Origin of the sequence: Pseudomonas sp. 008, from assembly GCF_016861935.1 — a bacterium.
Taxonomy (GTDB): domain Bacteria; phylum Pseudomonadota; class Gammaproteobacteria; order Pseudomonadales; family Pseudomonadaceae; genus Aquipseudomonas.
Genome location: NZ_BOMA01000008.1, coordinates 204,310 through 216,721, shown reverse-complemented (window position 1 = coordinate 216,721; position 12,412 = coordinate 204,310). Strand labels below are relative to the sequence as shown.

Annotated in this window: 10 protein-coding genes and 1 riboswitch; of the genes, 4 read left to right on the top strand and 6 right to left on the bottom strand. The window is 58.8% G+C overall.

The window, feature by feature from the left end; genetic code table 11:
* Positions 1–158: 158 nt before the first annotated feature.
* Entirely contained in the window at positions 159–1,565 is a 1,407-nt protein-coding gene (locus JUI81_RS18265; protein ID WP_018928732.1) for an adenosylmethionine--8-amino-7-oxononanoate transaminase, read from the bottom strand.
* 222 nt (positions 1,566–1,787) lie between these two features.
* Between JUI81_RS18265 and JUI81_RS18260 the strand changes: the two genes are divergently transcribed.
* Positions 1,788–3,569, top strand: a complete 1,782-nt coding sequence (locus tag JUI81_RS18260; protein ID WP_204124784.1) for a flavin monoamine oxidase family protein — start codon at positions 1,788–1,790, stop codon at positions 3,567–3,569.
* 87 nt (positions 3,570–3,656) lie between these two features.
* Here JUI81_RS18260 and JUI81_RS18255 read toward each other — a convergent pair whose 3' ends face one another.
* Complete coding sequence (locus JUI81_RS18255) at positions 3,657–4,505, bottom strand: YncE family protein (protein WP_019650246.1); 849 nt, start codon at positions 4,503–4,505, stop codon at positions 3,657–3,659.
* Between the two features lie 363 nt (positions 4,506–4,868).
* On the opposite strand from JUI81_RS18255, the gene JUI81_RS18250 reads away from it, so the two are divergent.
* A complete protein-coding gene (locus JUI81_RS18250) occupies positions 4,869–5,420 on the top strand; it encodes a cytochrome b (protein ID WP_018928735.1) in 552 nt (183 codons plus the stop codon).
* Positions 5,421–5,452: 32 nt separating this feature from the next.
* A complete protein-coding gene (locus JUI81_RS18245) occupies positions 5,453–6,046 on the top strand; it encodes a YceI family protein (protein WP_204124783.1) in 594 nt (197 codons plus the stop codon).
* Positions 6,047–6,188: 142 nt separating this feature from the next.
* On the opposite strand, the gene JUI81_RS18240 is transcribed toward JUI81_RS18245, so the two are convergent.
* From JUI81_RS18240 to ahcY, 4 genes are all read right to left on the bottom strand, one after another.
* Positions 6,189–8,051 carry a DEAD/DEAH box helicase gene (locus tag JUI81_RS18240; RefSeq protein ID WP_204124782.1) on the bottom strand — a complete coding sequence of 621 codons (1,863 nt, stop codon included), beginning with the start codon at positions 8,049–8,051 and terminating at the stop codon, positions 6,189–6,191.
* 222 nt (positions 8,052–8,273) lie between these two features.
* Positions 8,274–9,089 (bottom strand): ABC transporter substrate-binding protein, encoded by an 816-nt coding sequence (locus JUI81_RS18235; protein WP_018928738.1) that lies wholly within the window; start codon positions 9,087–9,089, stop codon positions 8,274–8,276.
* A gap of 169 nt (positions 9,090–9,258) precedes the next feature.
* Entirely contained in the window at positions 9,259–10,104 is an 846-nt protein-coding gene (gene metF, locus JUI81_RS18230) for a methylenetetrahydrofolate reductase [NAD(P)H] (RefSeq protein WP_018928739.1), read from the bottom strand.
* Between the two features lie 126 nt (positions 10,105–10,230).
* Positions 10,231–11,640, bottom strand: a complete 1,410-nt coding sequence (ahcY, locus tag JUI81_RS18225; RefSeq protein ID WP_204124781.1) for an adenosylhomocysteinase — start codon at positions 11,638–11,640, stop codon at positions 10,231–10,233.
* Positions 11,641–11,663: 23 nt separating this feature from the next.
* A riboswitch (S-adenosyl-L-homocysteine riboswitch) is annotated at positions 11,664–11,762 on the bottom strand.
* Between the two features lie 198 nt (positions 11,763–11,960).
* On the opposite strand from ahcY, the gene JUI81_RS18220 reads away from it, so the two are divergent.
* Positions 11,961–12,365 carry an acyl-CoA thioesterase gene (locus tag JUI81_RS18220; protein WP_018928741.1) on the top strand — a complete coding sequence of 135 codons (405 nt, stop codon included), beginning with the start codon at positions 11,961–11,963 and terminating at the stop codon, positions 12,363–12,365.
* Positions 12,366–12,412 lie beyond the last annotated feature (47 nt).

Sequence of the window (12,412 nt, the reverse complement as noted above, 5' to 3'; positions counted from 1 at the left end):
GGGCTTGCCCCCGTTGGGCCGCGAAGCGACCCCAAAACCTGCAACTGCGCTATTCCAGTGAAAACGTATCAACCGGATTTACGACTGCTTCGCAGCCGAACGGGGGCAAGCCCCCTCGCCACAGTTAAGCTCTTTCACACAGGGATCTGGGCAAGGCTTCAACCCGGATCGCGATAGCCCGGATGAAAGTCCTTCGGCACCGCCACGCTGACGCTGTCACGGGTGGCGATGTCGATGCCTTCGCTGGCCACTTCGGCCAGAAAATCGATCTGCTCCGGGGTAATCACGTAAGGCGGCAGGAAATACACCACGCTGCCCAACGGCCTCAGTAAAGCACCTCGTTGCAGTGCATGCTGGAACACGGTCAAACCGCGACGTTCCTGCCACGGGTAAGCAGTCTTGCTGGCCTTGTCCTTGACCATCTCGATCGCCAGCACCATGCCGGTCTGGCGCACTTCAGAGACGTTCGGGTGATCGGCCAGGTGCGCGGTGGAGGAGGCCATGCGCTGGGCCAGAGCCTTGTTGTTCTCGATGACGTTGTCTTCTTCGAAGATATCCAGCGTCGCCAATGCCGCCGCGCAGGCCAGCGGATTGCCGGTATAGCTGTGGGAATGCAGGAAGGCGCGCAGGGTCGGGTAGTCGTCGTAGAATGCGCTGTAGACCTCATCGGTGGTCAGGCAGGCCGCCAACGGCAGGTAACCGCCAGTCAGGGCCTTGGACAGGCAGAGGAAGTCCGGGCGGATACCAGCCTGTTCGCAGGCGAACATTGTGCCGGTACGACCGAAGCCGACGGCGATTTCATCGTGGATCAGGTGCACGCCATAACGATCACAGGCGTCGCGCAGCAGCTTGAGGTACACCGGGTGATACATGCGCATGCCGCCGGCGCCCTGAATCAGCGGCTCCAGAATCACGGCGGCCACGGTATCGTGGTTGTCGGCCAGGGTCTGCTCCATGGCGGCGAACATGTTGCGTGAGTGTTCTTCCCAGCTCATGCCCTCGGGGCGCAGGTAGCAATCGGGGCTCGGCACCTTGATGGTGTCCATCAGCAGGGCTTTGTAGGTTTCGGTAAACAGCGGCACGTCGCCCACTGCCATCGCCGCCATGGTCTCGCCGTGGTAGCCGTTGGTGAGGGTGACGAAGCGCTTCTTGTTCGGCTGGCCGCGGTTGAGCCAGTAGTGGAAGCTCATTTTCAGCGCGACTTCAATGCACGATGAACCGTTATCGGCGTAGAAACACCGGGTCAGGCCTTCGGGCGTCATCTTCACCAGACGCTCGGACAGCTCGATCACCGGCTGATGGCTGAAACCGGCGAGGATCACGTGTTCCAGCTGATCGACCTGATCCTTGATGCGCTGGTTGATCCGCGGGTTGGCGTGGCCGAACACATTGACCCACCAGGAGCTGACGGCGTCGAGGTAGCGTTTGCCTTCGAAGTCTTCCAGCCACACGCCTTCACCGCGCTTGATCGGGATCAGCGGCAGCTGTTCGTGGTCTTTCATCTGGGTGCAGGGATGCCATAACACGGCGAGATCGCGTTCCATCCACTGTTTATTCAGGCCCATTTTCTGTCTCCTCGAGGCTACCCGTGACGTAGGCGGGTAAACAATCGCGCAAGCCTATGCAATGCGCGTCACGGGGACAACCCATTGTGTCGATTGAGCTACTTTGTATAGGACGATAGACGTCGCTGGCGGCGTTTTGATGGCTGACGTATTCTTCGCGGCTCTCTGAGTCGTCTGACTCGTAAAACCGCTATTTCCTCGTGTATTTCCGGAGTTCTCTGAATGTCTGCTGGTTGGCTGCGCGCCTGTGCGCTGGTGATGTTAGGGCTGTTCAGCGTTTCGGCGCTGGCCAAGGATAAAACAGCGATCGTGGTCGGCGGCGGGCTTTCGGGCCTCACCGCGGCGTACGAACTGCAGAGCAAAGGCTGGCAGGTCACTCTGCTGGAAGCCAAACCGACCCTGGGCGGTCGTTCCGGCATGGCCACCAGCGAGTGGATCGGCAACGACAAGACCCAACCGGTTTTGAACAAGTACATCTCGACGTTCAAGCTGAGCACCACGCCAGCCCCCGAGTTCGTGCGGACCCCGGGTTACCTGATCGACGGTGAATACTTCAGCGCCGCGGATCTGGCGACTAAACAGCCGGCCACCAGCGACGCGCTGAAACGCTACGAAAAGACTCTGGATGACCTGGCGCGCTCGATCGAAGACCCGCAAAACCCGGCCGCCAACAGCACGCTGTTCGCCCTGGACCAGATCAACGTGGCCAACTGGCTCGATCGCCTGAATCTGCCAGCCACTGCGCGTCAGTTGGTGAATCAGGAGATTCGTACCCGTTACGACGAACCTTCGCGCCTGTCGCTGCTGTACTTCGCTCAACAGAGCCGTGTCTACCGTGGTGTTGCCGACCGTGACCTGCGTGCCTCGCGCCTGCCCGGCGGTAGCCCGGTGCTAGCCCAGGCCTTCGTCAAACAACTGAAAACCATCAAGACCGGTTCCCCGGTTTCATCCATCACCCAGGACAAGGACGGCGTGACCGTCAAGGTCGGCAGCGTTGGCTATCAGGCGGACTACGTCGTGCTGGCGGTGCCATTGCGTGCACTGAACAAAATCCAGATGACTCCGGCGCTGGATGCCCAGCACATGGGCGCCATCAAGGGCACCAACTACGGCTGGCGTGATCAGATCATGCTGAAATTCAAGACGCCGGTATGGGAAAGTAAGGCGCGCATGTCTGGCGAGATCTACAGCAACGCCGGTCTGGGCATGTTGTGGATCGAGCCGGCCTTGAAGGGCGGCGCCAACGTGGTCATCAACATTTCCGGCGACAACGCGCGGGTGATGCAGGCCTTTGGTGACAAGCAGATGGCTGATCAGGTGCTGATTCGTCTGCATACCTTTTATCCACAGGCACGCGGTTCGTTCACCGGTTATGAAATCCGTCGCTACAGCACTGACCCATCGATGGGTGGCGCTTACCTGGCTTTCGGTCCGGGCCAGATTAGCAAGTACTGGCGCCTGTGGGAGCGTCCGCTGCAACGGGTAGCCTTTGCCGGCGAACACACTGACACCTTGTACCCAGGCACCCTGGAAGGCGCCTTGCGCACCGGTCAGCGTGCAGCCAGTCAGCTGGAAGACCTGGCAGCGGGCAAATCGTTTGAACCGGCGAAAGTTGTGCCGGCAGCGACCGCTGCGGCGGCAGGCGCGGTAGTGGCGAAGAAAGGCAATTTCTTCAGCAACCTGTTCGGTGGTTCGTCCGATAAAGCGGCCGACAAGGCAGAACCCGTGGCCCCCGTTGCTCCGGTACCCGCACCAGTCGCTGCGCCGGCGCCGGCTCCGGCACCTGCACCTGCACCGGTTGAGGCTCCGAAGCCAGTGGTGCCGGCGCAAGCCGAGCCGGTGAAGAAAGCACCGGCTAAAGCGCCAGTGAAAAAGCCTGCTGCCAAAACCGAGGCCAAAAAGGCTCCGGCCAAGGCAACGGCGAAAAAGGCTGAGCCAGTGAAGAAACCAGTGGCGAGTACCGCTGCGAAGGCCCCGGTGGCGACTGAAACCAAGACACAGTAAGTCTTGGGATCAAAAAAAAGCGCGGCAGTGATGCCGCGCTTTTTTTATGTCTTTGTCCTCCCGTGGAGGCAACTGATTTTTTTGGTACTAAGGTAGGTCGACGATATGGACTTCGTCGCTTTGGTAGTCGCTGATATAGGCGCGGTTGTGTTGATCAAGAACCATGTAGCGCGGATCGAAAGCGCCAGGGATGGGAACCCTGCGAACAATCTCATGGGTGGCGGTATCAACTTCCACGATCTCTTTTTCGGTTTGATCAACGGCATAAGCGTTTTTTACGCCGAACACTATTTTCCCTTCGCAAGCCACAAAATCGAAATGCCGGGTGGTCAATGAGCGGGTGTCCAACACGGTCAGTTTTCGAGCGTCCAGAGCCACGATATACACTTCGCTACCGTCGGGACTGACAGTGACGGCTGAAGGATATTTTTCAGTTTTGATGATATTGATGACTTTGAAGGTCTTGCTGTTGATGACCGTGAGCGCGTCCTCATAAGGGGCGGCCGGGGCGTTGGTGCTGGAAATGTAAAGGCGCGAATCGTCCGGGCTGATATCCACACTTATGGACGGTGAGGGTAAGCCTTGTACTCTGCTCACCGCATACAGACGGGTATCAATAATTGCCAACCACTCTTTATTCTGTCGAACGGTGACGTAAGCATATTTCCCGTCTCCGCTCACGACGACTCCGCTAGGGTGTCTACCCACCGTGATGTTACCCACCGCGTATGTTTCGGTATCAATAACCGAAACCGAACTTGAACCGTAGTTGGTCACGTAAGCTCTTTTTCCCTCATGGCCAAGGGCGATGCTTCGGGGATACTGCTCCACGGCGATGGTACGGATTACCTTTTTGATTCGGGTGTCGATGACGGACACATTGTCCGACATGTAATTGCAAACAAATACGCGTGATCCATCGTTGCTGATGGCCATCCCTCGCGGTCCTTCCCCTACGGGTATCGAATTGGATTGATTGCGTGTTATCACGGGGGATGAACTCGAATTGTGACTCATGGTAGAACTCCTGTTCAGACGCTTGGACTGACGTCCAAGTTCAAGTTCATCAATGACTTGCAATGAAAGCCACTGTTAAATGTGACAGTTCTGACGAGTGGTATCGGCTCTTAAATGAATATAAGGAGGGTGCGTGAAGGTTTTTTCCTTTGGTTAACACTCTCTTAACCTCTCGGCCCCAAGGTCTTGATCGTATTTCTCGATATTTCAGAGCGAAATTTTCCGCTTTAAATCGATAGATAACTCGATAGTCTTGGGCGCAGTTCTTACAGGATTTGGGCAATGCAGCTACGTAACTCTTCTTCCCGCTACGGTTGGGTCAGCATCTTTATGCACTGGGGTGTGGCGTTGGCCGTCTTCGGCCTGTTTGCGTTGGGGTTGTGGATGGTCGGTCTCGATTACTACAGCACCTGGCGTAAAGACGCGCCGGATCTGCACAAGAGCATTGGTCTGGTGTTATTTGCCGTGATGTTGCTGCGGGTAGTGTGGCGCTTCATCAGCCCACCGCCGCCGCTCCTGCCAAGCTATAGCCGCATGACCCGCCTTGGCGCCAAGTTCGGCCATTCCTTCCTTTATCTCAGTCTGTTCGCTGTGATGATTGCCGGTTACCTGATTTCCACCGCAGACGGTGTCGGGATTCCGGTGTTTGGCCTGTTTGAAATTCCTGCATTGGTTTCCGGACTACCGGACCAGGCAGACACCGCGGGTGTGATTCATTTGTACCTGGCCTGGCTGCTGGTAATTTTTTCCGGTTTCCATGCGTTGGCAGCATTGAAGCACCACTTTATTGATCGTGATGCGACCCTGACGCGAATGCTGGGGCGCAAAGCCTGATGTTCTACCTCGACTCCAAAGGAATAGAAAGCATGTTGAAAAAGACGCTCGCCGCTCTGGCAATCGGTTCTGCTCTGTTGTCCGCTAACGTGATGGCGGCCGATTACGTGGTCGACAAAGAAGGCCAGCACGCCTTCGTTGACTTCAAGATCAGCCACTTGGGCTACAGCTACATCATCGGTACCTTCAAGGATATCGACGGCAAGTTCAGCTTCGACGCTGCCAAGCCTGAAGACAGCAAGATCGAGTTCAATGTGCGCACCGCCAGCGTGTTCACCAACCACGCCGAACGCGACAAGCACATCGCCAGCGGTGACTTCCTGAACGTGGGCAAATTCGCCGACGCCAAGTTCGTCTCCACCAGCGTCAAACCTACCGGTAAAAACGCCGCAGGCAAAGACACTGCCGACGTGGCCGGCAACCTGACCCTGCTGGGCGTGACCAAGCCAATCGTAGTCAAAGCCACGTTCCTGGGTGAAGGCAAGGATCCATGGGGCGGCTACCGTGCAGGCTTCGAAGGCACCACCAGCATCAAGCGTTCCGATTTCGGCAAGCAGAAAGACCTGGGCCCAGCGTCCGACGCGGTCGATCTGTACGTGACGTTTGAAGGTGTCAAAGCGAAATAATCTTCGCACCTGACACAAAAACGCCCCCGATCTCACGATCGCGGGCGTTTTTTATGGTCGGAGAAAATCTGCAGGGATGTTCTCAGCTGAAATGAAAATGCCCCGATCGCAAGATCAGGGCATTTTTTATAACGGTGCTAACTCAGCGGTTGCGGGTCAGCAACGCTGGTTTTTCGCCGCGCGGACGGCCTGGCAGTTGATCCAGTTGCTCAGGGGTCGGGAAGCGATCGCTTTTCGACTCCTTGTGAATGATCTTCGGTGCCGGGCTGCGCGGGTTCTGCACGGCCGGTTCCGAACGAGACTGGTCGTCACGGGCCGGACGGCGGTTGCGGGACTCTTCGCGACGGGCCTGGCCGTCACGTGGAGCGCCGTTGCGTGGGCCACTGCGCTTGGCCGGTGGGGTGCCGGTGGTTGCGCCGCTGCTGTTGCGCGGACCGTTCTGGCGACCTTGTGGTTGACCAGTGCGCGGAGCACCAGCGCCAGCGCCTTGTGCCGGTGCGCCTGGACGGCGGCCACGGCCCTGAGCCGGTTTGGCTTGAGGCACGTAGTCGACGCGGTTACCGAAGTTGTCGATATCGTCGTCCAGGAACTCGTCCGGAGCACGGTCGGCGGCGGCGCGAGGAGCCGGGCGCTGTTGCTCGCGGGCCGGAGTGCCTTCGCGTGGCTTGTGTTCACGGGCCGGGCGCTCGCCACGGCCAGCGGCAGGCTTTTCCTTGCCGCCCTTGTCCTTGCCTTTGTCTTTACGACCGCCACCACCACCGCTGCCGTTCGGGCCGTCACCGCGTGGGCCACGTGGGGCGCGTGGGTTACGCACATCCGGACGCTCGCGAACTTCCGGTTTCTCGGCTTCCACAGCGCTGGAGTCGAAGCCCATCAGGTCGCCGTCGGCGATTTTCTGCTTGGTCATGCGCTCGATGCTTTTCAGCAGTTTTTCTTCGTCCGGAGCGACCAGCGAGATCGCCTCGCCCGAACGACCGGCACGGCCGGTACGACCGATACGGTGCACGTAGTCTTCGTCGACGTTCGGCAGTTCGAAGTTGACCACGTGGGGCAACTGGTCGATGTCGAGGCCACGAGCAGCAATGTCGGTGGCGACCAGGATGCGCACTTCACCGGCCTTGAAGTCGGCCAGGGCTTTGGTGCGGGCGTTCTGGCTCTTGTTGCCGTGGATCGCGACGGCGGTGAGGCCGTGTTTGTCCAGGTACTCGGCCAGGCGGTTGGCGCCGTGCTTGGTGCGGGTGAATACCAGCACCTGTTCCCAGGCGCCGGCAGTGATCAGGTGCGCCAGCAACGAACGCTTGTGGCTGGCGGCCAGACGGAATACGCGTTGTTCGATCCGCTCGACCGTGGTGTTCGGTGGCGTGACTTCGATGCGTTCCGGGTTGTGCAGCAGCTTGCCGGCGAGGTCGGTGATGTCTTTGGAGAACGTCGCCGAGAACAACAGGTTCTGCCGTTTGGCCGGGAGGCGGGCGAGGACCTTTTTCACGTCATGGACAAAGCCCATGTCGAGCATGCGGTCGGCTTCGTCCAGCACGAGGATTTCCACGTGGGACAAATCGACACTGCCTTGGCCGGCGAGGTCGAGCAGGCGACCGGGGCAGGCCACCAGCACGTCGACACCACGGGACATGGCCTGAACTTGCGGGTTCATGCCGACGCCACCGAAGATGCAGGCGCTGACGAACTTCAGGTCACGGGCATAGACCTTGAAGCTCTCGTGCACCTGAGCCGCGAGTTCGCGGGTTGGGGTCAGGACCAGTACGCGGGGTTGGCGCGGGCCGTGACGCTGGGATTTGTCCGGGTGACCGTTGGGAAACAACCGCTCCAGAATCGGAAGGGCGAAGCCACCGGTTTTACCAGTACCTGTCTGAGCCGCAACCATCAGGTCGCGACCTTGCAACACGGCGGGAATGGCCCGCTGTTGCACCGGAGTAGGCTCGGTATAGCCCGCTGCCTCGATGGCGCGGACTAAAGCCTCGGAGAGACCGAGGGAAGCAAAGGACATGAGTAATCCTGTTTTAGTTAGGGCTTGGCCCAATGGGAGTCTTGCCTGGCGCGAATGGCGTTTAAGAGGACGCAATCCCGTCCGGTCCTGCTGGGCCTCGAAGGCTCGTCTGGAGCGCTCGCGCGGGCTGAAAAGCTGCGCTGTAGCGGGATCGAGATGCCTTGAACAAGTCCGAGCGTCCGGGCGTGAGCCTGGCGGGAAGGCCGGAGTATAACAGAGCAATCACTGTGCGCCGCTTTCCTGCTGCTCAACGGTTTTTCCGCCGGTTGCGGTGGCGCTGGCGGCCCGGGCTTCGGCGGCCGGACCGGCACCATAGCGGGCGCTCAGTTCGGCGTAGGCCGGTTCGCGCTTGAAACGCTTGAGCTCGGCGCCGAAACGCTGCACCAGCAAATCCATCCCGGCATTGCGGCGCACCGCCAGGTACTGGCTCTGCTGGCTGATGACGGTCGGGTTCTCGGTGATTTTGTCGCGGATGTCCAGTTGATCGAGCAAGTGCTGGCCGACCCGGCGATCGGTGATCAACAGGTCGATCCGCCCGCGCACCAGTTTGCCGAAGTTGGCTTCATGGGTAGGCGCCGGTTCCCGGGTAAACAACGTCGATTCGCTGAAGTCCTTGCTGTACAGGTAGCCCGGCGAGGTGCCGATGGTCAGGCCTTTCAGGTCGTCCAGGGTGCGAAATGGGAACGGCCGTTCATTGGCGTAGAACATCACGAATTCGACTTGCGAGAGCGGTTCGCTGGGGTAGAGCAGGGTCGCTTCGCGTTCATCGCTGTGGAAAATATCCAGCACACCGTCCGCTTGGCCTTGCTCAAGCATCGACAGGCAGCGTTTCCACGGCAAGAACTGCCATTCCACGTCAATCCCGAGACGTTTGAAGACGATGGCCGTGGTTTCGTAGTCGAGCCCGAGGTTCTTGCCGCCTTCTTCATAGACGTAGGGCGCCCAGGGTTCGGTGACAATACGCAGCTTCTCGCCCCGAGCGGTGAAGCTCAGGCAAGTGAATAGAAGCACGGTCAGTAACTGGGTGATCAGGGGCATGGCTTGAGATTACGACGAGAAATCATAAAGAGCCAGAAACCGGATCCAGAAGCTCTGGATCGGGCATTAAAAGCAAAAGATCGCAGCCTTCGGCGGCGCCTGCAGAGGTACATATTCCCCTGGAGGCGCTGCCGAAGACTGCGATCTCTTGATCTTGCGTTAACGGCTATTAGCGCGGCAACTTCAGGTTGTTCCACACCGCCAGGCTCGGTTCAGCCTGGTTCAGTGTGTAGAAGTGCAGCCCCGGTGCGCCACCTTGCAACAGGCGTTCGCACATCTCGGTGATGACTTGCTCACCAAAGCTTTGAATGCTCTGGGTGTCGTCGCCGTAGGCTTCCAGTTGCTTGCGGATCCAGCGCGGGATTTCCGCACCGCAAGCGTCGGAGAAGCGCGCCAGCTTGCTGTAGTTGGTGATCGGCATGATCCCCGGCACGATCGGGATGTTCACCCCCTTCGCCTGTACACGCTCGACGAAGTAGAAATAACTGTCGGCGTTGAAGAAGTACTGGGTGATCGCACTGTTGGCACCGGCGTTGGCCTTGCGCACGAAGTTGTTGAGATCGTCTTCGAAATTGCGCGCTTGCGGATGCATTTCCGGGTAAGCGGCGATTTCGATGTGGAAATGATCGCCAGTCTCTTCACGAATGAATTCAACCAGGTCATTGGCGTGACGCAACTCGCCGCTGGCCATGCCCATGCCCGAGGGCAGGTCACCGCGAAGCGCAACGATTCGCTGGATGCCGGCTGCCTTGTACTGGGTCAGCAGGCCGCGCAGGTCGTTCTTGCTGTCACCCACGCAAGACAGATGCGGAGCGGCAGGGACTTTGACTTCACTTTCCAGCTGCAACACGGTGTTGAGGGTGCGATCACGAGTCGAACCGCCAGCGCCGTAGGTGCAGGAGAAGAAGTCGGGATTGTAGGTCGCCAGCTGACGGGCAGTGGCGATCAGTTTTTCATGCCCAGCATCGGTCTTCGTCGGGAAGAATTCGAAGCTGTAGCGACGTTCTTGGGACATGGTCATATCCTTGGAAACACGTAAGCCGGACGCTGGCCCCGGTAGGAGCTGCCTTAGGCTGCGATCTTTTAAGATCAAAAGATCGCAGGCTTCGCCAGCTCCTGCGCAGAGCGGTCAATCAGCGTATCAGTAGCGGTAAGCGTGCGGCTTGAACGGGCCTTCGACAGTCACGCCGATGTAGTCAGCCTGTTGCTTGGTCAGTTGAGTGACCACGCCACCGAAACCGCGGACCATTTCCAGGGCCACTTCTTCGTCGAGTTTCTTCGGCAGTACTTCAACGGTCAGGCGCTCGGCTTTCTGGGCTGGCGACAGGTCGGCGTACTTCTGGCCGAACAGGAAGATCTGCGCCAGAACCTGGTTGGCGAACGAACCGTCCATGATGCGGCTTGGGTGACCAGTGGCGTTACCCAGGTTAACCAGACGGCCTTCGGCCAGCAGGATCAGGTAGTCGTCGTTCTGAGCGTCGAAAGCGCCTGGACCGCTGCGGTGAACCTTGTGAACCTGCGGCTTCACTTCTTCCCATGCCCAGTTCTTGCGCATGAAAGCGGTGTCGATTTCGTTGTCGAAGTGACCGATGTTGCAGACAACAGCACGCTTTTTCAGGGCTTTGAGCATGTTTGCGTCGCAAACATTGACGTTACCGGTGGTGGTCACGATCAGGTCGATCTTGCCCAGCAGCGCTTTGTCGATGCTCGCTTCGGTACCGTTGTTGATACCGTCGATGAACGGCGAAACCAGTTCGAAACCGTCCATGCAGGCTTGCATGGCGCAGATCGGGTCGACTTCGGAGACTTTAACGATCATGCCTTCCTGACGCAGGGACTGGGCCGAGCCCTTGCCCACGTCACCGTAACCGATGACCAGCGCTTGCTTGCCGGACAGCAGGTGGTCGGTGCCGCGCTTGATCGCGTCGTTCAGGCTGTGACGGCAGCCGTACTTGTTGTCGTTCTTGCTCTTGGTCACCGAGTCGTTGACGTTGATGGCCGGGATTTTCAGCTCGCCCTTGGCCAGCATGTCCAGCAGGCGGTGAACGCCGGTGGTGGTTTCTTCGGTGACGCCGTGAACGCGATCCAGTACTTGTGGGTACTTCTTGTGCAGCAGCTCGGTCAGGTCGCCGCCATCGTCGAGGATCATGTTGGCATCCCAAGGCTGGCCATCCTTGAGGATGGTTTGCTCCAGACACCACTCGTACTCTTCTTCAGTCTCGCCTTTCCAGGCGAAAACCGGGATGCCGGCAGCGGCGATGGAAGCGGCGGCCTGATCCTGAGTCGAGAAAATGTTGCAGGACGACCAGCGTACTTCGGCACCCAGGGCAACCAGGGTTTCGATCAGCACGGCAGTCTGAATAGTCATGTGGATGCAGCCGAGAATCTTCGCGCCCTTGAGCGGTTGCTCCACGGAGTACTTGCGGCGCAGCCCCATCAGGGCTGGCATTTCGGATTCGGCGATGATGGTTTCGCGACGGCCCCAGGCAGCCAGGGACATGTCGGCGACTTTGTAATCGTTAAAATCTGCAGGCGTGATAACAGCGCTCATGAAGAGCCTCCATTCGTAATGTATGCGAATGGGCGCCGTTGTGCGTTTAGTGTCTGGCCGTGGCCAGTCAACGCCCCATCCGAGCCTGACAGGTCGAACCTGCTGCAGCGCCCCTCGGACAGGTGGCGGGAAAACGGTAGCAAGTGAAGGTTACCGTTTTGAAACGGGGGCGATTATAGCGGGCTATGCTGATCTTCCAAAGCGTTTCTGTTGGTCAATGTCCGAACGGTAATCGAGACCATAGTCGATGCTTGATAGAGCTCTAGTCCGGGCTCTGCCATGATGGCCGGCATCAATCGGCAAGACGGTCAGGAGTGAGTATGAATTTCCACACCCGCAAATGGGTAAAACCCGAAGACCTCAACCCCAACGGCACGCTGTTCGGCGGCAGCCTGCTGCGCTGGATCGACGAAGAAGCAGCGATCTACGCCATCGTCCAGTTGGGTAATCAGCGCGTGGTCACCAAGTACATTTCCGAAATCAATTTCGTCAGCGCCTCGCGTCAGGGCGACATCATCGAGCTGGGCATCACCGCCACCGAGTTCGGTCGCACCTCGATCACTCTGACCTGTGAAGTGCGCAACAAGATCACTCGCAAGAGCATTTTGACCGTAGAGAAGATGGTGTTCGTGAACCTGGGCGAAGACGGCTTGCCCATGCCGCACGGCCGGACCGAGATCAGGTACGTCAAAGACCAGTTCAAGGATGACGAGATCGGCGGGTGATTGTTGTTTCTGTGGCGAGGGAGCTTGCTCCCGTTGGGCCGGGCTGG